The 26445-nt window shown below is 59.5% G+C and carries 25 protein-coding genes; 10 read left to right on the forward strand and 15 right to left on the reverse strand.

The features are described 5' to 3' along the window. Positions 1 to 233: 233 nt before the first annotated feature. The 3 genes from GH665_RS32690 to GH665_RS32700 all read left to right on the forward strand — a co-directional run bounded on the left by GH665_RS32690 (position 234) and on the right by GH665_RS32700 (position 4692). On the forward strand, positions 234 to 1775 hold the full coding sequence (locus GH665_RS32690) for a methyl-accepting chemotaxis protein (RefSeq protein WP_153141251.1): 1542 nt from the start codon (positions 234 to 236) through the stop codon (positions 1773 to 1775). Between the two features lie 421 nt (positions 1776 to 2196). Further along, complete coding sequence (locus tag GH665_RS32695) at positions 2197 to 2820, forward strand: trimeric intracellular cation channel family protein (RefSeq protein WP_144194889.1); 624 nt, start codon at positions 2197 to 2199, stop codon at positions 2818 to 2820. Between the two features lie 123 nt (positions 2821 to 2943). After that, positions 2944 to 4692: a peptidoglycan D,D-transpeptidase FtsI family protein gene (locus GH665_RS32700; protein ID WP_153141252.1), complete on the forward strand. Its 1749-nt coding sequence runs from the start codon at positions 2944 to 2946 to the stop codon at positions 4690 to 4692. Between the two features lie 51 nt (positions 4693 to 4743). Here the strand turns inward: GH665_RS32700 and GH665_RS32705 are convergent, their stop codons facing one another. Continuing rightward, positions 4744 to 5859, reverse strand: a complete 1116-nt coding sequence (locus GH665_RS32705; protein ID WP_153141253.1) for a GGDEF domain-containing protein — start codon at positions 5857 to 5859, stop codon at positions 4744 to 4746. 309 nt (positions 5860 to 6168) lie between these two features. On the opposite strand from GH665_RS32705, the gene GH665_RS32710 reads away from it, so the two are divergent. Continuing rightward, a complete protein-coding gene (locus tag GH665_RS32710; protein ID WP_153141254.1) occupies positions 6169 to 6426 on the forward strand; it encodes a DUF2866 domain-containing protein in 258 nt (85 codons plus the stop codon). A 22-nt stretch (positions 6427 to 6448) separates the two neighbouring features. On the opposite strand, the gene GH665_RS32715 is transcribed toward GH665_RS32710, so the two are convergent. Continuing rightward, positions 6449 to 7087, reverse strand: a complete 639-nt coding sequence (locus GH665_RS32715) for a glutathione binding-like protein (protein WP_153141255.1) — start codon at positions 7085 to 7087, stop codon at positions 6449 to 6451. Positions 7088 to 7152: 65 nt separating this feature from the next. On the opposite strand from GH665_RS32715, the gene GH665_RS32720 reads away from it, so the two are divergent. The 3 genes from GH665_RS32720 (at position 7153) to GH665_RS32730 (ending at position 8433) form a co-directional block, all read left to right on the forward strand. Continuing rightward, positions 7153 to 7785 (forward strand): TetR/AcrR family transcriptional regulator, encoded by a 633-nt coding sequence (locus tag GH665_RS32720; protein ID WP_153141256.1) that lies wholly within the window; start codon positions 7153 to 7155, stop codon positions 7783 to 7785. Positions 7786 to 7793: 8 nt separating this feature from the next. Continuing rightward, entirely contained in the window at positions 7794 to 7952 is a 159-nt protein-coding gene (locus GH665_RS32725; protein WP_153141257.1) for a hypothetical protein, read from the forward strand. Between the two features lie 112 nt (positions 7953 to 8064). After that, entirely contained in the window at positions 8065 to 8433 is a 369-nt protein-coding gene (locus tag GH665_RS32730) for a hypothetical protein (protein ID WP_153141258.1), read from the forward strand. 86 nt (positions 8434 to 8519) lie between these two features. On the opposite strand, the gene GH665_RS32735 is transcribed toward GH665_RS32730, so the two are convergent. Beyond that, on the reverse strand, positions 8520 to 9146 hold the full coding sequence (locus GH665_RS32735) for a LysE family translocator (protein WP_153141259.1): 627 nt from the start codon (positions 9144 to 9146) through the stop codon (positions 8520 to 8522). 120 nt (positions 9147 to 9266) lie between these two features. On the opposite strand from GH665_RS32735, the gene GH665_RS32740 reads away from it, so the two are divergent. Further along, positions 9267 to 9902 carry an IMPACT family protein gene (locus GH665_RS32740; protein WP_153141260.1) on the forward strand — a complete coding sequence of 212 codons (636 nt, stop codon included), beginning with the start codon at positions 9267 to 9269 and terminating at the stop codon, positions 9900 to 9902. A 45-nt stretch (positions 9903 to 9947) separates the two neighbouring features. Here GH665_RS32740 and GH665_RS32745 read toward each other — a convergent pair whose 3' ends face one another. Further along, a complete protein-coding gene (locus GH665_RS32745) occupies positions 9948 to 12053 on the reverse strand; it encodes a TonB-dependent receptor family protein (protein WP_153141261.1) in 2106 nt (701 codons plus the stop codon). A gap of 280 nt (positions 12054 to 12333) precedes the next feature. Continuing rightward, a complete protein-coding gene (locus tag GH665_RS32750; protein ID WP_153141262.1) occupies positions 12334 to 12714 on the reverse strand; it encodes a DUF2946 domain-containing protein in 381 nt (126 codons plus the stop codon). Positions 12715 to 13180: 466 nt separating this feature from the next. On the opposite strand from GH665_RS32750, the gene GH665_RS32755 reads away from it, so the two are divergent. Further along, positions 13181 to 13744 (forward strand): hypothetical protein, encoded by a 564-nt coding sequence (locus GH665_RS32755; protein WP_408277697.1) that lies wholly within the window; start codon positions 13181 to 13183, stop codon positions 13742 to 13744. A 143-nt stretch (positions 13745 to 13887) separates the two neighbouring features. After that, entirely contained in the window at positions 13888 to 14508 is a 621-nt protein-coding gene (locus GH665_RS32760; RefSeq protein ID WP_153141263.1) for a LysE family translocator, read from the forward strand. A gap of 6 nt (positions 14509 to 14514) precedes the next feature. Here GH665_RS32760 and GH665_RS32765 read toward each other — a convergent pair whose 3' ends face one another. The 10 genes from GH665_RS32765 to GH665_RS32810 all read right to left on the reverse strand — a co-directional run bounded on the left by GH665_RS32765 (position 14515) and on the right by GH665_RS32810 (position 26371). Next, positions 14515 to 15783 (reverse strand): WzyE family oligosaccharide polymerase, encoded by a 1269-nt coding sequence (locus GH665_RS32765; RefSeq protein WP_153141264.1) that lies wholly within the window; start codon positions 15781 to 15783, stop codon positions 14515 to 14517. A 146-nt stretch (positions 15784 to 15929) separates the two neighbouring features. Beyond that, positions 15930 to 16670, reverse strand: a complete 741-nt coding sequence (locus GH665_RS32770; RefSeq protein ID WP_153141265.1) for a WecB/TagA/CpsF family glycosyltransferase — start codon at positions 16668 to 16670, stop codon at positions 15930 to 15932. A 29-nt stretch (positions 16671 to 16699) separates the two neighbouring features. Beyond that, a complete protein-coding gene (locus GH665_RS32775) occupies positions 16700 to 17413 on the reverse strand; it encodes a heparin lyase I family protein (RefSeq protein WP_246216440.1) in 714 nt (237 codons plus the stop codon). A 99-nt stretch (positions 17414 to 17512) separates the two neighbouring features. After that, entirely contained in the window at positions 17513 to 18640 is a 1128-nt protein-coding gene (locus GH665_RS32780; protein ID WP_153141266.1) for a glycosyltransferase family 4 protein, read from the reverse strand. A gap of 8 nt (positions 18641 to 18648) precedes the next feature. Continuing rightward, a complete protein-coding gene (locus GH665_RS32785) occupies positions 18649 to 19971 on the reverse strand; it encodes a flippase (protein ID WP_153141267.1) in 1323 nt (440 codons plus the stop codon). Positions 19972 to 20028: 57 nt separating this feature from the next. Then, positions 20029 to 21273 carry a UDP-N-acetyl-D-mannosamine dehydrogenase gene (wecC, locus tag GH665_RS32790; RefSeq protein ID WP_153141268.1) on the reverse strand — a complete coding sequence of 415 codons (1245 nt, stop codon included), beginning with the start codon at positions 21271 to 21273 and terminating at the stop codon, positions 20029 to 20031. 32 nt (positions 21274 to 21305) lie between these two features. Further along, complete coding sequence (gene wecB / locus GH665_RS32795; protein WP_281357366.1) at positions 21306 to 22466, reverse strand: non-hydrolyzing UDP-N-acetylglucosamine 2-epimerase; 1161 nt, start codon at positions 22464 to 22466, stop codon at positions 21306 to 21308. A 75-nt stretch (positions 22467 to 22541) separates the two neighbouring features. Further along, complete coding sequence (locus tag GH665_RS32800) at positions 22542 to 24755, reverse strand: polysaccharide biosynthesis tyrosine autokinase (RefSeq protein ID WP_153141270.1); 2214 nt, start codon at positions 24753 to 24755, stop codon at positions 22542 to 22544. A gap of 3 nt (positions 24756 to 24758) precedes the next feature. Further along, the gene (locus GH665_RS32805; RefSeq protein WP_153141271.1) at positions 24759 to 25199 is read right to left on the reverse strand and encodes a low molecular weight protein-tyrosine-phosphatase; all 441 of its coding nucleotides are present in this window, start codon (positions 25197 to 25199) and stop codon (positions 24759 to 24761) included. Next, positions 25196 to 26371 (reverse strand): polysaccharide biosynthesis/export family protein, encoded by a 1176-nt coding sequence (locus GH665_RS32810; RefSeq protein WP_246216441.1) that lies wholly within the window; start codon positions 26369 to 26371, stop codon positions 25196 to 25198. Before GH665_RS32810 ends, GH665_RS32805 begins: the two co-directional genes overlap by 4 nt. Positions 26372 to 26445 lie beyond the last annotated feature (74 nt).

A 26445-nucleotide genomic window follows, 5' to 3' on the forward strand; every position in this document is an offset into this window, starting at 1 on the left:
AGACCAACAACAGAACAGACCACGATCACTACCAGAAAAGGCCAACGGCATATCCCCTCTTTTAATCAGACAAATAAAAACAACGGGTTTCCCCTCCCTGCGGAGCAACGAACAAGGACCCGTAAACACAGTAAGCGACAAGCCACTCGCTGCAAGCGAAATACAGAAAGAGCCCTTGACCGACCACCTCGCGAAAGCGAAAGCCCAAGCGAAAGCGAAACCCCCCTCTTGCTATGACTCTGAACAAAAAACTAGCCTCAATGATCGCGGTCCTCTGGACCGGCCTGATCCTGATCGGCGGCTTCGGCGCATGGCAAAACCGTGCGTCGATGATCTCGGACCGCCGTGACCAGCTCGCCTCGCTGATCGACCAGGCGAATCACATCGTCAACCGCTACTACACCCTCGCCCAGCAACACACGATCACCGAAGACGAAGCCAAAAAACAGGCGCTAGAAACACTCGCCGCCATGCGCTATGGCAAAGACGGCTACATCTCCGTCAACAACTCGCAATCGGTCATGCTAATGCACCCGATCAAACCGGAACTGGTCGGCAAAAACCTGACTCAATTCACCGACCCGGCCGGCAATCACCTCTTCACCGATATCGTCGACGCAGGCAATCACGACGGCGGCGGCTACGTCGACTATCTCTGGTCCAAGCCCGGCAGCGATAAACCCGTGGCGAAAACCAGCTTCTCGCTGCGCTTCGCGCCGTGGGACTGGTATCTCGTCACCGGCATGTACATGGACGACGTGCAGAACGCGTTCTACGCCAATCTGCTGCGCTGGCTCGTCATCACCGTGACGCTCGGCGCAATCGCGACCGCCGTCATGCTGCTGGTGTTGCGCAGCATCCGCCGCACACTCGGCGGCGATCTGGAAGTCGCGGTCGAAGCGGCTCAACTGATGGCGCGCGGCAACCTCGCCACGCGCGTGCCGGTACACACGAACGACACCAACAGTCTGCTGCACGCGCTCCACACCATGCAGGCCGGTCTCGTCGATACGGTGTCGCGCGTGCGTCTCGGCACCGAAAACATCAACATCGGCGCTACCGAAATCGCCGCAGGCAACACGGATCTGTCGCAACGCACCGAGGAGCAAGCCGCGGCGCTCGTCGAAACGGCCTCGAGCATGGATCAGATGACAGTCAACGTGAAGCAGAATGCGGACAGCGCGCTGCAGGCAGCCCATCTCGCCGGCCAGGCCGCGGATGTGGCCACGCGCGGCAGCCGCGTGGTCGACGACGTGGTGCGCACGATGGGCGAAATCACCAGCAGCTCGCGGCAGATCGGCGACATCATCGGCGTGATCGACGGCATCGCGTTCCAGACCAACATCCTCGCGCTCAATGCGGCCGTCGAAGCAGCCCGCGCGGGCGAACAGGGACGCGGCTTCGCCGTGGTCGCCGCCGAAGTGCGCAGCCTCGCACAGCGCTCAGCCACCGCCGCGAAGGAAATCAAGGCGTTGATCGAAACGTCCACTCACACCGTCGAAGCCGGCGCATCGCTGGTCGCCAACGCCGGTTCGACCATGGGCGAGATCGTGCAGTCGGTGCGCCGCGTGAACGAAATCCTCGAGGAAATCAGCAATGCGTCGCGCGAACAGAGCGCGGGCATCGAACAGGTCAATCGCGCAGTCGGCGAAATGGATCAGGTCACGCAACAGAATGCCGCGCTCGTCGAACAGGCCGCAGCCGCGGCCCATTCGCTGAAGGATCAGGTCGGCGTATTGCGCGAGGCGATCTCGAGCTTCGCGTTGCCGGCCTGAGGCCGAACGCGCTTCGCACGGTAGAACCTCTCGCGAGGGGCGTCAGAGAAAAAAGAAGGCGCCCAACAGGCAGAGAGCGCCTCTTTAACACGCCGCGTCGGAGTCGACGCATTAATCGAACGAACCAGCCGCACGGATTTTCAAGTCCGTGCGGCTTTTTTGTGGGCGCTCGGGGCGACGGCCACAGCCGCGTCCGCTTCGAAAAGATCGGGATAAAACCCCTGTCATTCAGCAAACGCTTACTTCGCCCGATCCCGCAACGAAGTTAAGCCGAATTTGGCATTGCCGAATTCGGCTTAAGGAATTTTCATCAGGAGCCGCCGCTTCCGATAATGGCCGCTTTCGAACACGCGCCTCGCGGCAAGCTCCGATGCGCGGAGTCCTTGATCTCACGAGCGCCGCCCCAGCAAGGCTCGCCGTCATGTTGCTCCATTCCCTCTACCTGCTTGCGATCGTCGCCGAAGCCATGTCCGGCGCCATGATGGGCATGCGCCGCGGCATGGACCGCTTCGGCCTGTGCCTCGTCGGCACCGTCACCGCACTCGGCGGCGGCACGGTGCGCGACGTGTTGCTCGGCCACTATCCCCTTGCATGGATCTCGCATCCAGATTACGTTCTGATTACAATTGGGGCGGCGTCGATTGCCGCGGCCGGCGCCAGATGGTTGCGCAACTGGCAAGGGCTGTTTGTCACGGTCGACGCAATCGGCCTGATCGCGTTCACGATCATCGGTTGCGATGTTGCCGCGACACTCGACGTGAGCCCGGCCATCGTCGTGCTGGCCGGCGCGATCACCGGCGTGTGCGGCGGCATGCTGCGCGACCTGCTGTGCAATCAGATACCGCTCGTGCTGCGCGAGGAGCTGTACGCCAGCATCGCGCTCGGCGCGGGCGCACTGTATGTGGCCCTGCAAGCCTGCGATGTCGCGCCGGGGCCGGCTTCCATCGTGGTGCTGGCAGGCGGCTTCACGGTGCGCATGATGGCCGTGCGGTTTCGCTGGCAACTCAAGGTATTCACCGCCGCCGATTCGGGCGGCGCAAGCTAATCCCGCTGCACGCCACGCGCGTGCGGCTTTCACTCGAGGAGCCCGCTCGACAGTCACGCGTAACAGGCCGCCGGCCTTGCCGGTTTCAGCCCGCCACGCGAGCGCTGCTCGCTCACCGCACTCATGGTCCAAAAGAAGAAATCGCAGTCGCATGATCCCTACGCGCCCGTCGCGAAGAACCAGTTGCTGGCCGCGCGCCTGCCGATGTGGCGCTCGAAACTCGTCATCCTGCTGGTGTTCAGCGCGTTCGCGTCTCTGGTTGCGCGCGCGTTCTGGGTGCAGATCGTCAATCAGGATTTCTACGTCGATCAGGGGCAAAAACGCTATCAGCGCACCCTCGAACTCGATGCAACACGCGGGCGCATCGTCGACCGTAATGGCTCGCTGCTCGCCGTCAGTCTCGCGACCTATGAGATCTGGGCCTCCCCCAAGCTGCTCGACGAAGCCACCTTCGCGCCGCTGTCGAAGCTGCTCGACCTGCCGATGGCGGAACTGCGCCGGCGTCTGAACGGCGACAAGACCTTCGTGCTGCTCAAGCGCCAGGTGGATGCGGACACCGCCGACCATCTGAACAAACTCGGCCTCGCCGGCATCACGCAAATCGCGGATTCGAAACGCTTTTATCCGGAAGGCGAATCGGCCGCGCACGTGGTCGGCTTCACGGATATCGAGGACAACGGCCAGGAAGGCGTCGAACTCGCCGCCAACGAACAACTGCTCGGCGTGCCAGGCCAGCGCGAAGTGATCCGCGACCGTCTGGGCCGGGTGGTGTCCGAGACCCGGCCGCTGGTACCCGCGCAAAACGGCGACACCATCCACCTGACGATCGACCGGCGCATTCAGCAGCTCGCCTACACGCAACTGAAGGACGCCATCGCCAAACATCATGCCGAAGCCGGCAGCGTGGTGGTGCTCGACGCGCGTAACGGCGAGATTCTGGCGCTCGCCAATTATCCGAGCTTCGATCCGAACGACCGCGCGCGGCTAACCGGACGGCAACTGCGCAATCGCGCGGTGGTCGACACCTTCGAGCCGGGTTCGACGATCAAGCCGGTCGTCGTCGCACTGTCGATCGACGAAGGCAAGGTGCGGCCGCAAAGCATCATCAATACCGCGCCGGGCTGGTACAAGATCGGCCCCGCCGTGATTCACGACACGTCGAATCATGGCGCAATGACGGTTGCCGAAGCGGTGCAGAAGTCGAGCAATATCGCACTTGCCAAGCTTGCACTGAACCTGCCCGCCGAAACGATCTGGAACAAGTATCAGGAATACGGGCTTGGATTGAGGCCGGATTTGACCTTTCCGGGTGTCGCGTCGGGCAAGGTTCGCCCGTACAAACGCTGGCGTCCAATCGAACAGGCGACCATGGCCTATGGCTACGGCCTGTCCACTTCGCTGCTGCAGATTGCGCAGGTCTACACCGCCTATGCCGGCGACGGCACCCTGCATCACGTGAGTCTGTTGCGCAAGGACCAGGGTGCAGACAGAGAAGCGGGTGCGGCCCGCGCGGCGCAGGCCGCAGACCCAGGCCATGCGGTCACGACGCCCGCCACCGCGCGCGCGATCCGCTCGATGCTTGAAATGGCCACGGGTCCGGGCGGCACGGGGCGCGCAGCGGCAGTGGAAGGCTACCGGATCGGCGGCAAAACCGGCACGGCGCGCAAACAGGTCGGCGCCACTTACGCGAAAAACCGTTACCGCGCGCTGTTTGTCGGCATGGCGCCGATGAGCGACCCACGGCTGATCGTCGCCGTCATGATCGACGACCCGGCCGGCAAAGCGTTCTACGGAGGCACGGTGGCCGGCCCGGTGTTCGGCGCGGTGACGGGTGGCGCGCTGCAATTGCTGGGAGTGCCGCCGGACGCGTGAGGGTCCCCGCTGCTCCGTCAATTACGCGCGGTGCCGTTGCTGCAGCGAGGGTTAGCGTGCAGCGTTATGGCTGGCGGCTTGCACCAGCGCTTCGATGCGGTTGCGGCCATTGCGCTTGGCCTGGTACATCGCCCGATCGGCTTCTTCTATCATCGCGTGGCCGTGCACGGCCGCCTCGGCCGGCGTGCCGGTAATCGTGCGCGCCGCCACGCCAACTGACACGGTCAGTGCAATACGTTCACCGTGGTCGTCCTGTAAATCCAGTTTTTCGACCGCCAGCCGCACGCGCTCGGCCACCGTCAGCGCATCGGCCCGATCGCCCTGCAGCAGCGCGGTGAATTCTTCGCCGCCGTAACGCGCCACGGTGTCGCCCAGCCGCACCTGCTGCCGTACACAGGCCGCCACCGCCGCCAGCGCGCGATCGCCGGTCTGGTGCCCGTAGGTGTCGTTGATCAGCTTGAAATTATCGATATCGATAAACAGACACGCGACCGGCACGCCATACCGGACAGCGCGCATGATCTCCTCGCGCAACCGTTCGTCGAAGTAGCGGCGATTGGCGAGGCCGGTCAGCGAATCGGTCATACCGAGTTGCTTGAGCCGCTCGCGATGCGCGACGTTGTCGAGACTCGCCGTCACGATGCTTGCAAAGCGTTCCAGAATATCCGTCGCCATGCCTTCCGCGAAACGCGTGGGATCGTCGCTGCAGAGGCATAGATAGCCGCTGGCGGTATCGCCGGCGGCAAGCGGCAACAAGATCGCGCTAGCCGGCGTGTCGATGTCGCCGAAGAACGCGCGGCGCGCCATTTCATCCAGTTCGTCCAGCTTGCCCAGCCACGGCCGTCCTGCATCGCACAGCCCCTGGGCGGCGAGACCACCTTCGCGCGAGGTTCTCAGATTGGCCTGGTCGAGCGCATGCAAAGCGCCCGGCTCGAGGAGTTCGAGCAACATCGGCGCGCGGTCGTCGAGCCATAACACGACGCTCGCCAGCGAGAATTCTCGCGGCAGATGGCTAAACAACGTGTCGAGAAACGACGTGAAATCCTGTGCGCCGATCAACCTCAACTCGACGTTCTGGAAGCGGCGCAGGGTGCGCTCATTGTGCTGCACCGTATCGACGAGCGAGCGAAGGCGGTCTGAAAGCGGCGTTTGAGCGAGATTCGTCACGTTATCGATGCGAGCCCGAAGGCGGAGCGAGGTCGGCGGCCCCAATCGCTGTAATAACGGCCAATTCCGTGAGGTCTTGAGGGTTGGATCACCACGCCCGCAAAACAGCGGCTTGACGAGGCGATCAGGCAAACGGACGCAGCGCGGGAATTTTGAGGGTGTTCTTAAGTTTGGCTTAATTCTTACCTGCAACTATGACACCCAACATCCCCTGTTGAGCCGCCAGAACATCGGCGGCGCTTTTTTCTCCGGGGGTGTCGCCGACGCGCGGATACATGGACAGCATGCCTGCGAACAAGGAGTCAAACCATGGTGGAAGACACGGTATTCGAGCATTTGCGCGCGATGCCCGGCAACGAATGGGTGCGCCAGATCCACTCGTGCAAGGTCTCAGACCCTCTGCAGCCCCCTTGGGGACGCTCGTACAGACTCGTCGAATGGACCATGAAGCACAACCCCGAGTCGAGCCGTCGCGTGGTGCCCGCGGAAAGCACGCCACTCGAAATCGCACAGGCGGTCGTGTCGCACATTCCGGGGCGCCGATTCTGCCAGCAAAGCGACGACTAATCGTGCTGCCGGCAACCTGCTCTCAGCTTTTCGCGTGCTTCGCCATTTCTGCCTGAAACAACGCGACTTCTTCGGCGGCGGCTTTTGCAATACTCGGCCGCTGCATCAACCGCTTGTAGTACCCCGCAACCGCCGGCCATTGCGACAGATCGATGCCGCCATACGATGCCCAGTTCAGCACCGTGACCAGATAGGCGTCGCCCACCGTGAACGTGTCGAGCAGATACTCGCTTTGCGCCAGATGATCTTGCAGAACGCCTAGCCGCAACGCGGCCTTGTCGCGCGCATAGCGCTTCGCGTCTTCAGGCGCATGCGCGTCGAGCAGCGGCACGAACACTGCCTTGTGCAACTCCGTACTGATAAAACCCAGCCATTGCTGCAGCCGCGCGCGCTGCGCCGTGCCCGCGGCGGGCGCGAGCCGTGCGGCGGGATAATGATCGGCCACATAGGGCAAAATCGCCGTGTTCTCGGTCAACAACCAGCCTTCGTCCGTGCGCAGCACCGGCACCTGACCGAGCGGACTGATCGGATAGAAGTCCGAACCATCCGCCAACTGCTTCGACTTCGTATCGACCTGAATGTACACGGCCTGCGCCCCCGCTTCGTACAGCGAGATGCGGGTGGCGAGCGAGCATGCGAGCGGAGAGAAGTACAAATCCATGGGGGATCCCCTGTCGTTGGTGTTTTTGTACTATATTGCATATAAATAACTTGCGCCACATTTTTATGCCAATCAGTACAAAAAAAGAGATTCGCCCGCGCGGCCGCCCGCGTGCTTATGATTCCGACCAGGCGCTTGCCGATGCAAGAGACGTGTTCTGGCGCAACGGTTACGCGGGCACCTCGCTGGATCAATTGAGCTCCGCGACCGGCATGAATCGCCCGAGCCTGTATGGCGCATTCGGCGACAAACGCGCGTTGTATCTGACCACGCTCGAACGTTATATCGAGGCCGGCCGTCTCGCGATGGTTCACGCGCTCGCCGAGGACCTGCCCTTGCCGCAGGCACTGCTGCGCGTGTATGAGGGCGCACTTGCGTGGTACCTGCCCGCCGACGGCGATCCGCTCGGCTGCTTTATGATCGGCACCGCCACGGTCGAAGCGGCGGCTGACGCCGAGGTCCGCACGGCGCTTGGCGAAGGGCTGCGCACCTACGACAAGGCCTTCGAAAAACGCTTCAAGCTGGCGCAGGCCGCGGGCGAACTGGCCGCCGACGCCCAGCCGGCTCTCCTCGCGAAGCTCGCGTCGGCGATTTTGCACAGCCTCGCGTTGCGCTCCCGCGCGGGTGATTCGCGCGCGTCGTTGCGGGCCACGGCGGTTGCGGGGGTGGCGTTGCTATGCGGCGATGCGGACAGCTAGCCAGGCCTTTGCAATGGTTGACAGTCACGGCGAACGGTTACACCTATCATGGCTCGATTCATCCGACGCGCTATGGTCCCGACATGAACTATCCGTACGACGTACTGACTGCCGCCTGTCTTTTCATCATCGTGGTCTCCACGTCCATCATGCTCGTGCTCGGCTGAGCGCCTTAATACCGCCCTTTTGGCGGGGTTGATATCCGCTCGACACGCGCTACGCGTTTCCGTAAAAAGACGGGCTATACTGTATGCATATACAGTACTTTTCGTCTGAGCAATGCACCTTCCTCCCTTCGATCCTCCCACGCTCGCCGAACTGCGCGCCTGGTGGCGCACGTGCGACGAGCAGGCCATTCATCGGCTTATCCTCGAGATCCAGCGCCAACGGCTCACGTTGCTGGAATTGCGCAACCTGATCGACAGCGGCGTCCAGCAGGCGCGCGCCGCCGACCGCACGCTGGTCGAGCGCGGCGAGCCATTAATGACGCTACGCATACGGATCGCGCAAGAAGTGCTGCGCGTGGGGGATATCGACGATACGCGGCAGATGAGCCGCGCCGAACAGGAAAAGCTTGCCGTGCGCACCCAGGGCCAGATGGAATACGCACGTGAAGGCCGCTTGAGGCGGCAGCGCCGGAATATCTAGCTCGGGCACGGTGCCCGAGCTAACCGGCGTATTTCTGCGCGCGCCCGAACTAAGGCACGGTGCGCGGCCAGGTCGGTCCCGCTGAATCAGCGCGTTTGTGTCGCGACGCGCAGGCCGAGCGAAATAAACAGCACGCCGATAATCTTGTTTTGCCAGCGGCTAAGCCATGTCATGCGCTTGACGAGTTTGCCCAACGGACGAATGGTCAGCACGATCAGCGTTGTATAAAGCGCGCTCATGCCCACGAAGATCAATCCGAGCGTCGCGAACTGCAGGAATGATGAGCCGTGCTCCGGGTGAACGAACTGCGGCAGGAACGCGAGGAAAAACAGCGCGGTCTTGGGATTCAACACTTCGGCAGGAATCGCCTGAAAGAAGGCCTTGGAAGCGGATACTGGCGCGACCGTCGGCAAATGGGTGCTCGCCTGTTTCTCGCGCAACGCGCGAATGCCCAGGTAGACCAGGTACGCCGCACCGACGAATTTCACGGCATTGAAGGCAAGTGCCGAGGTCATCAGCAAGGCCGACAGCCCGACCGCCGCGCCTAACGTATGGATGAAATCGCCCACGGCGATACCGAGACCGGTGAGTATGCCGGCCTTGCGCCCACCATGCACCGTGCGCGTCAAAACCAGCAGCACGGCCGGGCCGGGAATCAGAAAAAGCCCTAATACAACGGCAACGAACGTTCCTAGCGTTGAAAGATCAAGCATGTCATCTCCTGGGTGGCGCGCCTCGTTCAGTGGACAGGGGCGCGTTCAGCTGTCGATTATAGACATTCGCCGATTAGCCGTCGGCGATCCGTTACCATGACGGACACGGGGCCACATGAGATGCACACGACCCATGAGCCCGCAACTTTTCCGTCCACTGAAGTCTTAGCCTTGCCCACCTATACCTTGCCCGCGCCGCTCTGCGCGGAACTCGAAATCCGTAAGAGCCGTTTCATCGCGCATGCGATACCGGTCGCCGACCGCGACGCCGCGATGGCCGAGTTGCGGCGTCTGCGCGACGAGCATCCTGGCGCGACGCATGTGTGCTGGGCGCTGCTGGCGGGTGGCCAGTCAGGCATGTCCGACGACGGCGAGCCGTCGGGAACCGCGGGCCGGCCCATTCTCGAAGTGCTGCGGCATCATGATCTGGACGGCGTGCTCGCGGCCGTCGTGCGGTATTACGGCGGCGTGAAGCTGGGTGCCGGCGGGCTCGTGCGAGCGTACACCGACGCGATTGCCTCGGCGCTACTGGACGCGCCACGGGTGGAGCGGATTGCTCAGGTCACGCTGATCGTCGAAGTGAGTTACGCCGACGAAGCGAAAGTGCGCAGATGGCTCGAAGCCGAAGGCTATGGACTCGTCGACAGCGCTTACGGAATGCTGGTGAAAATGACGATCCGGCTGCCGGTCAACGCGGTGGACGCTGCACGGCTGGCGTTAGTGGATATGACTCAGGGCAAGGCCGGTTTCTTCTGATCGCGTTTGCCCTCCTCGCTCGTCGCGAAGAAGGCAAACGCAGAATCAGAACGCGTATCTTATGCCGGCAAAAACACTCCGCCCCTCCCCGGGATAAAAGATCGCCCCACTCGCCGTGGCGGCATTGGCCACCGTGCTGATATCGCTAACGTAGCGCTTGTTGGTCAGATTCCTGGCATCGACGAACACCGACACGCCATTGCGGAAATCCATTCCGGCTTGCAGGCCCAGCAAGGTATATCCCGGCACGCGCAGTGTGTTGGCATCATCGGCCCAGGCGCCGGCGGGCACCCAATCCACGGTCGCCGACACATGAAAACCGTCTGGACGCGCATAACTCAACGCGGCGCGCAGCACGTTGACCGGCACACCGGCAATCCGGTTGGATCCATACTGCGGATCGTCCCTGAAACGGAAATCGCTCAGATTCCATAGCCCCGACAGCGTAATCCGGTCTCCCGAACCCGGCTTGAAAACATCGCGCCACACATCGACCGAAGCACCCGCTTCAATGCCGCGCAACACGGTCTTGTTGGCGTTGAAGGTAGCGGCCGGAATATCCGGATTCGTCGTGTACTGCAGCAACTGATCGCGCACCATCGACTGATACGCCGTGAGGTCCCAACTCACCGCGCCACGCGTGCCGCGCGTCCCGACCTCCAGCGTCCACGCATGTTGCGACTGCAACGGCGTAAAGCGCGTGGTCGATGCGAACGACTGCGCGAGGTCGGTGAAGTCCGGCGTGTCCTGGCTGCGGGTAATGTCGACAAAGGCCTGAATCTCGCGATTCGGCTGCCACAACAAACCGAGCTTCGGATTGATGCCGTTGTAGGTCTGGCTCGCCGATTTATAGGTTGGGTCGGCAGCGAGGCCGCCGTGGTCAACATATTCACGCATGTCACGCAGCGCCTTGACTCCTGTCATCAGCGCGACGGTCGGCAGGAAAAACAGCCGGTTCTCGACATAGGCCTCGTAGTTGTAGGCGTTCTGCGACGAGTCGAGTGTCTGCGTGCCACGATTGCCGGCAACGTTCACATACTGCCGCGCCTGTGTATTGCCGCCGAAAAAACGTGCGCCCGCAATCACGTCGTTGCGCATGCCGCCGAGGTTCAGCGTTGCCGTATAGCGAGGCGCCACGCCATAGGTCCAGCCGTCCTGGTCAATGACCTGAAAGATCGGGTGATACAGGCTCTTGTGGATGGCCCACGTGTCGATGTCGAGTTGGCCGACGTCGAGTTTCACCGTCGTGCGGTTCGCGATCCGCTCCGTGCGTGTATTGCGCGCCTGGTCGCCTGACAACGCGCTGGCGGCAGCTTTGGTTGGATTGTTCAGCGCATCGCTCAGACTGAGCGTGCCCGGCAATTGCTGATCGACGATGTATGCGCCGAGATAGAAGCGCGTCTCGACGTTCGGACTGAAGCGGTAGCCGATGTTGGCGTTGAACTGCTCATATTGACCGCGTGAATGCTGGCGAAAGCCGTCGTTATGATCGACCGTGAACGTGCCGATGAAATCGAGTGGTCCCACCACGCGCGAAAACTGCGCACTGCTGCGCACCGTGCCAAAACTGCCGCCTTCGAGCCGCAAGATGTTCGGCGCGACCGCTGTGTGTGCAGTTGGCGTCAGAAAATCGATCGCGCCGCCAAGCGTCGAAGACCCGTAAGCGAGCCCGTTGCCGCCCTTGTAGACCTCGGTCGCCTGCAATGCGAGCGGATCGATCTGATAATAATCGCCGCTGCCGTCGGCCTGATTGGTCGGTATGCCATCCTGCAGGATTTCCAGCCCGCGTGTGTGATAGGAACGCGCAATGCCCGAGCCGCGGATCGACAGACGCAGCTCCTGTCCATAGCGGTTCTGCACGAACACGCCCGGCACGTCCTTCAGCACGTCGCGCAAGGTAAAGGCATACGTGTTCGTATACGACTCGCTATTCACAAAGCCCACTGAGCCCGAAGTTTCGTCGAGCTTGCGCTTCTGTTGAGCCGGCGTGCTGGACGTTAGAGAATGCCCGGCCTGCCCTTGCACAACAAGCGGCGCCAATAGTTTCGGCTCCGAAACGTCGGAGGGTTTGCCGGTCTGCGCAAGCGCGTGCGTGGCGAAGAAAACCGCGGCGCTCGATAGCGCGCCGCTTCTTTTGATGAATCGATACATAGGATGAGGTCCCGGCGCTGCATCGTGGCAGCGTCTTTTTGAATGTGGCATATCGCGCGCATTCGATCAGGTCGAATACGCGTGTGAGTGGGCCACGCGGCAAGCACGCGCTGACAGGCACAGGCGTGCGCATACAAGCACGCGCAAGCTGCTAGCTAGCGAGAAAAGCCGGTGGCGGAGGAAAGAGGGTCTGCGCGCTCAGGCAGGCATGCGCGTCGTCGCAACGGCGGCATTCATGCGCAAGCACGCCACACCTGGCATGCAGGCAGACCGGCAGAAATCAGATAACGGCGGCAGGTGGGGCGCGGGGCTGCGCGGACAGATGCGGCGTAACAGACGGTGCGCTGACGCTGGCGTGGACGACAGCGGTATGCGCGAAAGCGGCTTGAGTCGCGAAGGCAAGCGGCACCGGTGGCACGACCGGGAAATGTGCGAGCAATCCGCAATAGCCGCATGCTTCCCAATGAAACGCCAGCGAATGCGAGTCACTTGTGCCACTGCTCGCCGACGCATCGGCCTGCGCCGAACAATGGTCGACCAACGCCGCGTCGAGACGATCCCGCGCATTCAACGCTTGCGACACCGTAGGTGCGAGCGTTGCCATCAGGATTGCGAGCAATCCGAGGATACTGCCGATCTTCTGCAGATGGCGGCGCAGCATAGGGCGAGATGTTGGAGAAATGAAAGCCGGGAGATTATGCCACGCAGCTTCGCCGAAATCACACGCCCATCGACACGTGATGATGGATATAGCGGCCTGCATGAGATGAGGTGCAAGTCTCGCGATTTTCACGCGCGACGGTTATTGTCGTGAGACAACTGAAGCAGCCGCCGGCGCATCGATGTGATCGCGCGGATGCGGCATGGGTAGCAGCTATCCTCTAATGACGCTGTGCCTATTGAAGAAACGGCCCGTTATGATGAGCGGGGCCGTTTCAATCGGTCGAGAATTCCGGCCCCTGATCCTGTTAAGAAGATGAATGGGATCGGCTCGCTGTTACCATGCTGCTCTGTACCGGGATGACTCAACTTAAAAGGCAACCCCTCTGACCTCGACCGCCGCTTTTTCCAGCACAGCGCCCAAGTCGCCGCACCAGAGCCAATCTCAGCGGCAATCGCACGGTTCCATGCGTCCGGCCTTGAGATCCACTGTGCTCAAGGGTTGTGGCGCCGTAGCACTGCCGTTGATGCTGTCTGCCTGCTCCTGGTCGTGGTTCGGCCTTAATTGCCCACCGCGCGCGGCCGCGCACTCCACCGGCTGGCTCAGCGTCGCCCCTGCTCGCGACTTCGTGTACATGGCGGCACGCAACGGCCAGGTTTCGCCGAACCGGATCGAAAACACGGCAATGACCGGCATCGTGCTGAAAAACGACATCAACGAGGCCGTGCGCAACGGCATTGCGAGCAGTTTGCAGATTGCCGGTTTTCATCTCACCGAAGGTCGCAAGGTTCTGAGCGGAAGCATCGAGAAGTTCACGGTAGACGACACGCGGTCGCCTGCATACTGGACACTGAAAATGCGCTACGTCGTGACCGATGCCGCGAGCCAGAAAGTCGTGTTCTCAACCACGAAGACAGTCCGGCAGAAGTCACCTAAATTCACCAGCAATACCATCGCCATCGAAGACACGGTCAAGCTGAGCGTCGATGCGCTGATCAGCGACCCGGGCTTTGTTAAATCGGTGAATTGAACGCACGGACTGAATCGGCACGGCTCGCCGATTCGCTACAATCGGCAAATATCGGGAAATCGCGGAATCGGGGGCGTTACAGGCGCCTGCGGTCCCACACGCCCGTTCGTCGCAATCCCTTGCCCTTCTCCGTGCGAGCCGTCATGTCCCTCACCGCCTGGCTGTTCTTCCTGCCCGCCTGCTTCGCGATCAACCTCGCGCCCGGCCCAAACAACCTTCTGTCGATCAACGTCGCCGCGCGTCACGGCTTCATGACGGCCTTCGTTGGCGGCACCGGCCGGCTTGTCGCGTTCGCGTTGATGCTGGTGTTGGCTGCAACCGGCCTCGCCGTTGTGTTGCATGCATCCGAGTGGTTCTTTCTTGCGCTCAAACTGGCGGGCGCCGCCTATCTGATCTGGCTGGCAATCCAGTTGTGGCGCAGCGACGCCCCCTCTATCGACACGATGCAGCAGGACGACGCGTCGCTCTGGCGGATCGCGCGGCAGGAATGTCTGGTGGCTGCCGGAAATCCGAAGGCGATTCTGGTTTTCACTGCGTTCCTGCCACAGTTCGTCGATATCGCCAAGCCAATGCTGCCGCAATTCGCGGTGCTCGGTGCGAGCTTTCTGGTGCTTGAATGCGTGGCGATCGCGCTTTACTCGTGGGCCGGCATGCACCTTGGCAAGTGGCTGGTTCGCGCGAAGGTCCGGCGCTGGTTCAATCGCTGCTGCGGCGCGTTTCTTGGGGCGATTGGGGTGAGTTTTTTGCTGGTTAGGAGGGGGTGAGGGGCGTTAAGCGCGTTGATGGGAACGAGACTTGGGCAACACAATAAAGATCGCCATTGCCAGGCCATAGATAAGCCCGGTCCCGACTGCGTGCACGATGATCTTGTAAAGCCCGAGCTCAATGGACTCACGGAAACAGAAAAATGAAAAGAATATTGATGGCCATAGACAAATAAAAAATATCGACTTCCCGTTGAACATTGCGCGATCAATCAATACAAACGAACTTATCAGCAGCGGCACGCCAAGGAAAACGAACAACCACCCGCCCATCAAATAAAGCGAACCAATGCCCGTCGGCGCAATAACGAGACCTTTACCGTAGCCATAAATTTGCTCTGTAAAATAATAAGCAATCGTATCGAGATAGATAGGCTTGCCGGACCAGAACATACGCGGTATTGCAGCATATGCCTGATTGAAAAAATATTCGAAACCGACGAAGCGAATTTGATCGTTATTAAAAATCCGCGAGAGCGACTCCACCGGGAATACTGTGTCTCGCGTATACGTTGCTATTAATCTCGCGGATCCGGCACCAAACGCGTTTCCGTACCGCACCATGGCGAGCGCCGTAATTGCCCCAACACCTGCAAGAAAAAATATAACGAGCTGCTTCTCTCTAACAATTTTTAAAGCATAGGCAATCAACAAAGCCGGCAGAACCGCCGCAACCAGATAATTTCTCGCCCCACCCAGGGTCATGAACAAAAATATTCCATATGCGAACATCGCCCCCACTGAAACAATCATCCGTTGCCACGTCGGTCTTTTTAAAAACCACAGAACTGAGATCGAAACGGCAGTATACGAGAGGATGGTAAATCCGCCAGTGTCGGTGTTTGATTCGAAGCGAGTGCCATAGTTACCTACGGACAGCGTTATTCCTTTGGTCATGGCCAACCCACCAATGCAACTTGCAACAACAACCGCTCCCGACCAGAAGTACACACGGCCTTTGAGCGAATTGGCAAATCGCGACAATAGATCAACCCGCTGCATCAGAGGACGCCAATAAAACAAACGCTTCGCAACCATTGCAATCTGCACACTGACAACAAAGGTCGCTACGATACAAAAAAACTCGAGCCCACTTAACGGATAATCCCACCCAACTTGCAAAAAATAATTGCAAAGCACGTAGTACGGAACCCACGAAATACAGATCACATAAAGCGCGACTATGCCAAAGAACGTAAAGCCCGGATAGCCTCGCCAGGCCTTCACAAAGTGAATAAGGAACAGCGTAGAAACGAAAAAAAGGAAGATAACCATTGCAAGCAGGCAAAGTGATGGAGATGTCAAACGGCAGGCGCTGTATCGCCGGAAACGAAGCAAAGCGCCTGTCTTACTGCGGTATGGTTGCAGCCCACCTCTGCCCGACCGGTTTTAAGTGCGATGCGGCAGGAACGGCACAACCTCTATCGCACTTGCCTGCGCACCCAGGCCTCACCCAACATTAGCGCGAACTTGCTATTGGTGACGAGGTAACGCGCGAACATTCGCCGCGGTTCCTGCAGCAAGCGAAAGAGCCATTCAAGCCCTGCTCTCTGCATCCACGATGGGGCTCGCTTTACCTTACCTGCAACCACATCGAACGTACCGCCAACACCCATGACGAAATCGACGCCCAAGGCTGCTTTCCATTGGTTGATAAACTTCTCTTTCTTCGGCGAAGTGATCGCCACGAACAGCATCCGCGCCCCGGATGCCTGAATTCGTTTCACGATCGCTTCTTCGTCACCCCAAAAATACCCGTGATGGTGCCCGGCTACGATCAGTCGGGGATACTGCATAACTGACCTGGTTGCCACGGCTTGAACCACATCGACCGTCGCGCCGAGGAAATAGACAGGAAAACCCTTCAAGGCAGCTTCGCCCAACAGACGGTCGAACAGGTCGACGCCCGTCACACGCTCCGGCACGTCATGACCGAGCACGCGAGCACCCCAAACGACGCCCATCCCGTCGATATTGATGACGTCGCAACAATGCACGGACGCTGCCAACTGCGGATCGGTTCTCATATTGACGAGCTTGGCAACGTTAACTACAACGTGCTGGGTAAACTCTCTTCTGCTTACTCGTTCTGAGATAAAACTGACCGTTTCATCCATCGACGCGACGTCCAGTGGACAGCCAAGTACTTCGATACGCTTCATGTTAGATCGATACCTTAGTCAGGGCTGGCTTAACGCCGCCCCACTGAAACGGGTCCGTAGAACAGAACGATGGGGCCAGGGTCCGCCTGCTTCCATCCACCGGGAATGTAAAGGCCCATCTTCAGAAATGAGGCGTTGTCGCGGGGATAAGCGTTTGGTGTTCCCCGCGATGCATAGACCGAGGTGCCGTCTTTCCAGAACTGGGTAGAAGCGTGTGTGCCTTCGGCATCGGGAACGTAGCGTAATGCCCAGTGAATCCATTTGCCTTGATCCATCGCTGCGCAGCAGATGCGAAATGTTGTTCCTTGCCCCGACTCGCTGCTGCCACGCTCGGAAAAGGTGTAGTCCCCACCGGTAATAGTCAGCATGATGGGTGGCGAGCCACTAGCGGGACCCTGGTGTATCTGCGCGATAATCTCGCTCGAATCGAACCGGTATTCCTGTGGGATGTAGGTGCTCCATCTCACGAGGTAGTCGCGCCCCTGCGTAAATCTGACGGGCGCGGGAAATACCAACTCAGCCCGAGGCAGGCCGTTGGCAACGTGAGAGAAATCCTCACTTTTTGAAATGCTGACGCGCAGCGCTTTATGTCCGCTCATAGAGGGGGCGTTGACGACTGAGATGTCACCCACATTGGCCTGTTGGAGGCTCAACGTTGAGTCAAGGCCGCCTCGCCAGTCGATCGTGTAGAGCGAATCGTATGTGCTTGCAAGAACCCCCATAGCCGGGTCGTTCCATTTCACGGTCAATTCCTGTGATTCACATGTGCCGCATACAACCAGAAACATCATTGCACGTACGAACCATGCGCTATTCCTGCTTACACCCATTCCGCCGGCCTCCTATTGGCTAATTTCACGGTAACAATTCACATATCGACGCAGCGTGTGTTCCATTGAAAAGCACCGAATTGCACGTCGTCGCGCCGCCGTGCCCATAGCCCGTGCCAGCGAGTCGTCAACCATGAGAAGTCGAATACGGGCGGCCAGTGCTTCCGGATCATTTGCCTTCACCAGAAATCCCGTCTCCCCCTCCTCGACAAGATCGAGAAATCCGCCGAGTCGCGTGCCGACAACCGGTATCCCCGCAAACATCGCCTCGAGCGTCGATATCCCAAACGATTCGTAGTAACTCGGCATGCAGAACACACGAGCATTCCGATAGAACGCAAGCTTCTCATCACCGTCAAGCCATCCAACGAAGCTCACACGATCGTCGATTCCATAGTCAATAGCGAGCTGTTTCCAACGCTCAATATCGCCACCGCCAGCAAGCTTCAAGGCTACGGTCAGGCCGTCGTCTCCCAGCAAGGCAATCGCTTTCAGAAGTTCTGCGAGTCCCTTCGCTTCCGTCAGGCGACCTGCAAACGCAACATACGGCACCGAATCATCAGCAGTTCCGGGTTCCACAGATTTCTGCGAAGCTTGCTCGGCAAGACAAGCCGTGTTTCCAATCACATGAAGCGTCGACGGCTTCGCACCGAGGCGCCGCAATTCATCGGCAATGGATCTCGACACCGCAACCGTCGCATTCGATCTACGTATGAACCAACCGATCGCACGCTTGCTCATTTTTCCCGCGTTCGACTCAAAACGCTCGAAATTGCCGGCGTGCAGATGGAATATGGTCTTTCTGCCACTCAGCTTCGCCAACGTGAATAGCATCAACTTGCGATAAAAAGAACCGCGTACAGAAACATGAAAATGCACGATATCCACACCACGGATCAACGTCAGAACGAAATGCGGCACGTCCGCAATCAGAAAGCTGAGTGCATGCCGCACACTTTGAAAACCATGCGTTTCGAACAACGAAATCGATACATGATCGTTCCTGAACTGATCCTTCAGCGTCACGAGTTCGCTCAAAACCGATGCGATCCCACCTCGCTGCCCCCATCCAGGGCCGACATGAAGGATTCGAATCGATTCCGGCGCTCCTGTACGGTCACGCTCGCCGTTTGTGTCCATTGAACTACTCATGCGTGCCTCGCCAGCAACGCAAAATACATCCGCAAGCGCGGCTCACGAGCAATCGAAACGACGTACAAAACCAGAATCACTGCTTCTGCGATCAGAAATGACATCGCAGCGCCTTGTGCTCCCATTCGCGGTATGAAACTGATTGCCAGCGCAATATTCAAACAGCCAGCGGCCAACATGACGAACGAGCGTTTGCGACTCTGGCCGAATGGCACCAGCACCTGGAGCCCGAGGAAGTACGCGAGATTACCGAACAGCGTCGACACACTCAGCACAAGCAACACTGCCGATGCGCCGTGAAACGCATTGCCGAGAATCAACTTTGTGACAGGTCCGGCAAACAGCCAAAAAAACAGTACGCTCGCAAGCGACGTCACTACCGTGGCAACCGCCCCCACTACCGTCAGCCTTGCGGCAACCCGCGGCTGCTGGTTAAAGAGGCGGGAAATACGCGGGTACAGGACGGCGCTGATCTGTGCAGGAACCAGATTGCCCACGGTTCTGATCTTGTCGGCAGCCGCATAGAGACCGACCTGATACGGGCCGGCAAGCGATGCAAGAATAACTGCATTGGCCGCGCCGAACAGCGTCACCGAAGCGGTGGCAACGAACATATCCGTGCCGTGTTTCAGACGTTGTCCGATCGAGCGCCATGAGACATCCGGTGCCCGCAACAACCCCAACCACCACGCGATCCCGATCGACCGAAATGCACCCACGGCGGGACCGGCGGCCTGAATCGTTGCGGCTACCGCGACATCGTCGGGGCCATGCACCAGCCAGAACGTTAACGGCAACGTCGCCAGACGGTTCGCAAATACCATTGTGGCGATCAGATAAAAGCGCTCCAATCCTTGAAATAGCCAATAGAGTGTGAATACATTAGCGACGACACCGAGCCACGAGAGCAGCACTACCGTTCTGGACGATGCGAGATGTCCGTCGAACCGCAACAGCATCAACAAGGCCAGGAAAGACAGCACGCAGAGGCCAGTCTTCGCGCCGGCAATAGACCAGATCAGCTCATTGAGCGCACGCGGTTCGTCCTGGTAATCGACCACTGCTTTAGGCGCGCTGAGATTGAAACCCCATTCGGTGAACAAGGTTCCATAGGCGGCGATTGCCATTGCATAAGCGAGCACGCCGAAGTGCGTTGGGCCCAATACACGCGTCAGATAAGGGAAGGTGGCGAATGAGGCGAGGTAGTTTCCGACGAACGTCACAACCATGATGAACACATTCCGGCCAACCTTTGATTTCGGCCGGCCACCTCCCGAAGCGGTGTTACGGATCTCAACCGGATCGCAAACCTTGCTCATGCCACGCTCCGGCGGTGCACAGTGCGCACTCCAGAATGACTATCGCAACTCAACCGCCTAACCATGCGACAACAGCCCTCGCGTATCGATCACCACCTTCGCCTGCAACCGCACCGGATCGACCCGCTTGAACTGGGCGTGGTCCACCAGGATCACGACAACATCCGCCTCCGCAAGTGCCTCATTCAGTTCGCAAAGCCGGACCGTGCCTTCAAGCGACTCCGGCAGTTTCCGGATATTCGGCTCGACGGCTACCACCTGCCCGGCAAAACGCTCTGCCAGCGCACGTGCGATCTCGAGGGCCGGGCTCTCCCGCAAATCATCGATGTTCGCCTTGAAAGCCAGGCCAAGACAAGCGATCACAGGATCCCTGAAGCGCTTCGCCGCACGCTCAACCCGATCGATCACATAGCGTGGTTTGTCGTCGTTCACCGTCCTGGCCGTTCGAATCAGTCGAGCCTGTTCGGGCGCGGAATCGACGATGAACCATGGATCGACGGCAATGCAGTGACCGCCGACACCGGGTCCGGGCTGAAGAATGCTCACACGGGGGTGACGATTTGCCAGCCGGATCAGTTGCCACACGTTGATATCGAGTTCATCGCAAATCACCGATAATTCATTTGCGAACGCTATATTCACGTCGCGAAACGAATTCTCGGTAAGTTTGCACATCTCGGCAGTACGGGCATCCGTCAGAATGCATTCACCGCGCACGAAGCTCTGATACAGCTCACGCGCCAGTTCACTGCATCGAGGCGTCATCCCCCCGATCACACGGTCGTTCTCGACTAGTTCGCGAATCACATGCCCAGGCAATACGCGCTCAGGGCAGTGTGCGATACGAATATCCGAGTCTTCTCCCGCCTGCTGTGGAAAGCTTAGATCAGGCCGGACTTCCGCCATCCACGCCGCCATCTGCTCGGTCGCCCCAACTGGGGAGGTCGACTCAAGTACGACCAGATCGCCCTTCTTGAGCACCGGAGCAACAGCACGGCTCGCCGCCTCGATATAGCTCAGGTCCGGCCTGAAGCCGTCCGCGAACGGTGTGGGCACGGCAATCAGGAACGCGTCAGCGGGTTCCGGCACGGTCGTCGCCCGCAGATAGCCTTGCGTGACGGCTGCGTGAACAAGCATGTCGAGCTCCGGTTCGACAATGTGAATCGCGCCCTTGTTAATAGTGTCGACCGCGTGCTGATTGACGTCTACGCCGATCACCTGCTTTCGGCGCGCCGCAAAGGCCGCTGCAGTCGGCAAGCCAATGTAGCCAAGTCCGACTACCGAGATAATTTCGAATTCCATATTGTTCAAGCTATAGAGTGATCTGTTTGTCGTTACGCCGCCAGGAGCGACGCCGGAGGATTTGCCGTAAGCGCGCAGGCGATACGCTCACAAGCCTTGCCATCGCCGTATGGATTGCCGCCACGGCTCATCGCGTCATATCGCCCGGAGTCGCCAAGTAGTTGCGACACACCTTCAACGATCCTCTGCACATCGGTTCCGACAAGTGCCACTACTCCCGCATCAACCGCTTCCTGCCGTTCAGTCGTATCGCGCATCACAAGCACCGGCTTGCCAAGCGATGGCGCCTCTTCCTGAATGCCACCGGAATCAGTCAGAATCAAAAATGCACGATCCATCAGATGAACAAAAGGCAGATAGTCGAGCGGTTCAATCAGATGAACGTTTGGGATGTTCGAAAGAAGACGGTTCACAGGCCCGCGCACGTTGGGGTTGAGATGCATCGGGTACACGATGTCTACGTCCGGATGCGCACTCGCCAACTGTGCCAGCGCCGAGCAGATGCGTTCGAATCCGTCGCCGAAACTTTCCCGGCGGTGTCCCGTAACCAGAACCATGCGCCGATTGGGTGCGAGTTTCGGTAAGTGCAGCTCTGCCGCGGCGCGTAACTGCGGATCGTTCGCTAGTAACTCGCGCACATGCAGCAGTGCGTCGATCACCGTATTGCCCGTCACCACAATCTGCTCGTCAGGCACGTTTTCAGCGAGCAGGTTCTGGCGCGCACGTTGCGTGGGCGCAAAATGGGTTGTCGCCAGCACTCCGGTCAGTTTGCGGTTCGCCTCTTCGGGCCACGGCGACAGAAGATTGCCGGTGCGCAGACCCGCTTCAACATGCCCGACTGGAATGCGCTGATAGAACGAAGCCAGACTGGCCGCCATTGTCGTGGTGGTATCTCCGTGCACGAGAACGAGATCCGGCCTGCAGTCGGCCAACACGTCGCGCATGCCCAGCATGATCGAGGTCGTGACGTCATAGAGGTCCTGGCCTCGCTTCATCACGTTCAGATCGAAATGAGGACGTATCTGGAACAGCGACAGCACCTGATCAAGCATTTCCCGATGCTGGCCTGTCACGCAGACGAAGCAGTCAATCCCCTTCGTACTCTTGAGCCGCTTCACAAGCGGCGCCATCTTTATGGCCTCTGGACGAGTTCCAAAGGTAAGCAGTATCCGGTTATTCATGACGACCGCCATGTATTGAACGCTTGACTTTCACGGGGATGCACTGTGTTGGGCCCGTATGGCGGCACCCGGTTTGATTTTCGGAGTTCAAGATTCATCCTTCTTCGCTTCGTATTCCGAGAACGCGCCGTAACTGCTGGCACGTTGCGGCACGTCGGTCAACAGGATGCCGTTCACCGTTACACCCGCACTGTTCAACTGGCGTGTCGTTTCACCTAGTTCCGCTGCAGAATGACGGCCATGACGCATGACGAGCAATGTTGCGCCGGCGTGCTTCCCAATCAGGACCGGATCGGTTACCGCCAGGACCGGCGGCGAATCCACAATGACCACGTCGTATCCCTTGCCGAACTGCGCCAGTACCTGGGCGAAGCGCTCGCTCATCAACAGTTCAGCCGGACTCGACGGAACCGTCCCGCTCATGAGAACGTCGAGATTGGGCAGAACCTGGCGATGAATCGCCTTGTCAGGCTCGATACCGCCTATCACGTCGGAGAGGCCCGGCTTACGCGGTAGTTCGAAATAGGTGTGAACGTTGCCGCGACGCATGTCTGCATCGACGAGCAATACCCGCTTTCCTGTCGCTGCAAGCACGGTCGCCAGATTGACCGAAAGGAACGACTTGCCGACACCGGGCCGCGGCCCCGTGAGCATCACGATGTTGTTGTCGGGCTTCAGAATGCCGAACTGCAGCGCCGTACGCAGGCTCCGGATACCCTCCACGGCGATATCTTCGGGGAAGGCCGCGGCCAGCACGCGGGGGCCGGACACACCTCTGCGAGGCGACTGCTGCAACGTCAGTTGACGCTCGCTGCGCGAAATGATTGCGTACACCGGTACGTCAACCGCGCGCTCGATTTCCGCCGGGCTCTCAAGACCGCGATTGAGCACGCGTCTTACGAATGCAATCGTGCATCCCAGCAATAGACCGAAGACGGTTGACAAGACAATCACAAGCGCCTTCCTGGGCTTGACCGGCATTTCCGCAACAACGGCATAGTCGACGGCACGTACATTGCCCAACTGTCCGGCCTTCAACACCCGCAGTTGTTGCGTGCTATCAAGAAGTTTGGTGTACAGGTCTGTGTTGACCTGTACGTCGCGCATCAGCCGCAGCGCTTGCTGCTGGATGTCGGGCATCGCAACGACTTTACGGTCGAACGTGTTCTGCTGCTGTTGAAGCTCGCCGATCTGCGCATCAATCGCTGCCACGGACGGGTGTACTGCGGTAAAGCGTTGTACTAGCAGTGAGCGCTGCTGTTTCAGCTCGATCAGTTTTGCGTTGGTATCGACAATCGACTGCAGCAAAAGCTTGCCTTCCGCCTCCAGATCGACGGTTCCGTGCTGCGCCCGGAAGGCGTTGTAACGCTGTTCGGCTTTGTCGAGATCTCCTCTCAACTGGGGAAGTTGCTCACCGAGAAAGCTGAGCATCTGCTCGGCCTGTGCCGACTTCCGGTCTACATTGCGCTGCACGTAGATACGCGCAACGGTATTGACCGTTGCTGTAGTTCGAACGGCATCCGTTCCATCAAGCGTGATCGAGATGATGCCGGACTGCTTGACCTTTTCCTTAATGTCGAGTGCCTTCTGCAGATCTCCGATCGTGAGTTGCGTCGACGACCGCGTGATGCCGAACGTTGTGCCGGCTCGGGCAACCATCCTGGCCACGGTCAACTCCACGGGTCCATACTGAGTCGCGCCACGCTCACGATTGCCCACACGCCCGTGAAGCACGGTTTTGCCATCCGGATCACGGAGCTCGAAGCGCTGGTTGTCTTCGGCGATAAGCGTGAAATCTTCTTCATACTGCTTATGCGGCACATCGAATTGCGTTACATCCAGCTTTTCGCCGCCCCACGCAAAGTGGCGCAATCCGACTAGCGGGTCGGCGAGACTGTCTTCCGACGCGCGCCGTGCAACTAGTGCACCAATCACCGGAAAATAGCGTGGTTTCACGTCGATATCGAGGTGCAGGCTGCTCACAGTCTCACTGGCAACCATGCGTGAACGGATCAGCTCGATCTCCGCGTCTGCTGTCGCTTTGTTCTGGAAGAGCGAGGCTAGATCCCCGAGCTTGTCATTGATGCTGCCAGCACCAGAGTCGTCATCCACCTGAACCAGCGCGTCGGCCCGATAGATGGGTGTTCCCAGAAATGCGTATACAGCGCCGAGAGCCAGCATCGCGGCGGTAACAAGCGCGATCAGAAACCGGTTCTCGCGGACAACGGCAATGATTTCGGAAAGGTCGATTTCGTCGTCGGCAGATGTATCGGCCGCTCGACTTTGTTTGAGCAGATTCATGATTCAGTGCGCCAGCCTTGCAATGACGTTGCGCCAGTTCGAAACACCGTGCTCGATCTGTGCAAATGCCAGATCAAATGCAGCGCGATGCCGTTGATAGGGATCGACGATGTCAATCTGATCGTGTTCACCAAGACGAAATACCTTCCCTCGCGCGAACGGATAGGTCGTCGAAATCAACTCGCGCTGATTCTGAGTCATGCTCAAGATCAGTTCGGCGCCGCGTACATCCTCCCAGGTCAGGGCGGTTGCTATATGGTCGGTGAGATCGAGGCCGCGCTCGCCAGCGAGTTGCACCGCGAGCGGATCGGCGCGTTCGCCAATCAACGCTCGCGTACCGGCCGAACTCACGACGAGCTGCGGCAGCTCCTTCTGGAGCATCACTCGCGCGACCGGGCTCCGGCATACATTGCCCTCGCAAACCATCAGAACGCTGCCGATCATTTCGCCACCACGCCTGCGGTCAACCCCGCGTTGACAAGCGGCATCAACAAACTCAGCACACGATTGAAGCGAACGAGGCCGCTGCCATCCACATACACGACATCCTTCGGCTCCAGGTCGAATTCCTTCGCGATCAACATTGCAACCGGTGAACTGCCGTCGAGGTGAAAGACCTGCGGTGCCTCGGTGAGCGAACCGCGGATCACAAACATCTGCGCGGCGTCGGCAGTACTCGAGTTCACGCTTCCCGCCTGCGAAAGCGCATCTGCCAGCGTAATTCGGCCGGTCCGGCGCGGAATCGCTGAAATGGGCTTGTTCACTTCGCCCATCACGTACACCGTGTTCTCGTCACGTGACACCACGCGCAGCAGGTCGCCAGGCTTCAGGTACAACTGCGACGGGCTCAATCCCTCAGCAAGCATCCGGGTCAGATTCACCCGACGCGAAACACCGTCGCGCACCAGCACGATGTCGCTCTGATCAGCCGTATCGCTGAACCCACCGGCTCTGCTGATTGCTTCGTAGAAAGTCATTGGCACGTCATTCACAGCCAGCACACCGGGGCTATGCACCTCGCCGTCGACATAGACCTGATGTGCCCGATACGACGCCATCCGCACAGTCACCTGCGGTTTGACGAGATACTTCGCCAGCGCGGCCGTGACACGCTGCTGAACCTCCTCGACACGCAAACCCGCTACCTGCAACGTGCCCGCGTAAGGAAAGGTCAGCTTGCCGCTCTGATCGACGACAAAACCGCTCATCGGATCGGCCGGACGCGACGACGACTGCGTCTGTGCCGAGCCCAGCGCCGCGGCAATTTCGGGGTGATCCCAGACGACGATCTGGAGCACGTCACCCGGGCCGACTGTATAAGCCTGGGGCGCCCCGGACAGGAGTTGCGCCTGCTCCAACTGCTTCTGCCGTTGCAGTTCGGACATGCGCTTGACCAGTGCAATATCGAGTTCCGTCAGCGGAATCTCCGGCGTACCCGCCGTGGCATTCACCTTCCCGCCCGCCTTGCTCAAATCCTCTTGCGCTGCAGGATCAGATGCTCTCGTGGCCCCCGCACCATCGTTCGCAACCATGGCACCAGCGGCCACGCCCGGTGCGTTCGCCGGATAGGCAAAGTCCGCTGCCGTCGTCTGCACCTGGCTTGACGAAGTCTTCATACGCATGCCAGGCGCTGCCGCGCAAGCGGACAGCAGCAGAGTCGCCGCAACTGTCAAAGATCCAAGACGACCGA

The organism is Paraburkholderia agricolaris (genome assembly GCF_009455635.1).
Classification (GTDB): Bacteria; Pseudomonadota; Gammaproteobacteria; order Burkholderiales; family Burkholderiaceae; genus Paraburkholderia; species Paraburkholderia agricolaris.

Coding starts and splice junctions, on each gene's coding strand:
- GH665_RS32745 (WP_153141261.1), bottom strand. CDS start 12,053: ATGTATCGATTCATCAAAAGAAGCGGCGCGCTATCGAGCGCCGCGGTT.
- GH665_RS32765 (WP_153141264.1), bottom strand. CDS start 15,783: ATGGTTATCTTCCTTTTTTTCGTTTCTACGCTGTTCCTTATTCACTTT.
- GH665_RS32760 (WP_153141263.1), top strand. CDS start 13,888: ATGTCCCTCACCGCCTGGCTGTTCTTCCTGCCCGCCTGCTTCGCGATC.
- GH665_RS32715 (WP_153141255.1), bottom strand. CDS start 7,087: ATGGATTTGTACTTCTCTCCGCTCGCATGCTCGCTCGCCACCCGCATC.
- GH665_RS32805 (WP_153141271.1), bottom strand. CDS start 25,199: ATGATCGGCAGCGTTCTGATGGTTTGCGAGGGCAATGTATGCCGGAGC.
- GH665_RS32770 (WP_153141265.1), bottom strand. CDS start 16,670: ATGAAGCGTATCGAAGTACTTGGCTGTCCACTGGACGTCGCGTCGATG.
- GH665_RS32800 (WP_153141270.1), bottom strand. CDS start 24,755: ATGAATCTGCTCAAACAAAGTCGAGCGGCCGATACATCTGCCGACGAC.
- wecB (WP_281357366.1), bottom strand. CDS start 22,466: ATGGCGGTCGTCATGAATAACCGGATACTGCTTACCTTTGGAACTCGT.
- GH665_RS32735 (WP_153141259.1), bottom strand. CDS start 9,146: ATGCTTGATCTTTCAACGCTAGGAACGTTCGTTGCCGTTGTATTAGGG.
- GH665_RS32750 (WP_153141262.1), bottom strand. CDS start 12,714: ATGCTGCGCCGCCATCTGCAGAAGATCGGCAGTATCCTCGGATTGCTC.
- GH665_RS32785 (WP_153141267.1), bottom strand. CDS start 19,971: ATGAGCAAGGTTTGCGATCCGGTTGAGATCCGTAACACCGCTTCGGGA.
- GH665_RS32755 (WP_408277697.1), top strand. CDS start 13,181: ATGCGTCCGGCCTTGAGATCCACTGTGCTCAAGGGTTGTGGCGCCGTA.
- wecC (WP_153141268.1), bottom strand. CDS start 21,273: ATGGAATTCGAAATTATCTCGGTAGTCGGACTTGGCTACATTGGCTTG.
- GH665_RS32810 (WP_246216441.1), bottom strand. CDS start 26,371: ATGAAGACTTCGTCAAGCCAGGTGCAGACGACGGCAGCGGACTTTGCC.
- GH665_RS32730 (WP_153141258.1), top strand. CDS start 8,065: ATGCACCTTCCTCCCTTCGATCCTCCCACGCTCGCCGAACTGCGCGCC.
- GH665_RS32710 (WP_153141254.1), top strand. CDS start 6,169: ATGGTGGAAGACACGGTATTCGAGCATTTGCGCGCGATGCCCGGCAAC.
- GH665_RS32690 (WP_153141251.1), top strand. CDS start 234: ATGACTCTGAACAAAAAACTAGCCTCAATGATCGCGGTCCTCTGGACC.
- GH665_RS32740 (WP_153141260.1), top strand. CDS start 9,267: ATGCACACGACCCATGAGCCCGCAACTTTTCCGTCCACTGAAGTCTTA.
- GH665_RS32695 (WP_144194889.1), top strand. CDS start 2,197: ATGTTGCTCCATTCCCTCTACCTGCTTGCGATCGTCGCCGAAGCCATG.
- GH665_RS32780 (WP_153141266.1), bottom strand. CDS start 18,640: ATGGACACAAACGGCGAGCGTGACCGTACAGGAGCGCCGGAATCGATT.
- GH665_RS32720 (WP_153141256.1), top strand. CDS start 7,153: ATGCCAATCAGTACAAAAAAAGAGATTCGCCCGCGCGGCCGCCCGCGT.
- GH665_RS32700 (WP_153141252.1), top strand. CDS start 2,944: ATGGTCCAAAAGAAGAAATCGCAGTCGCATGATCCCTACGCGCCCGTC.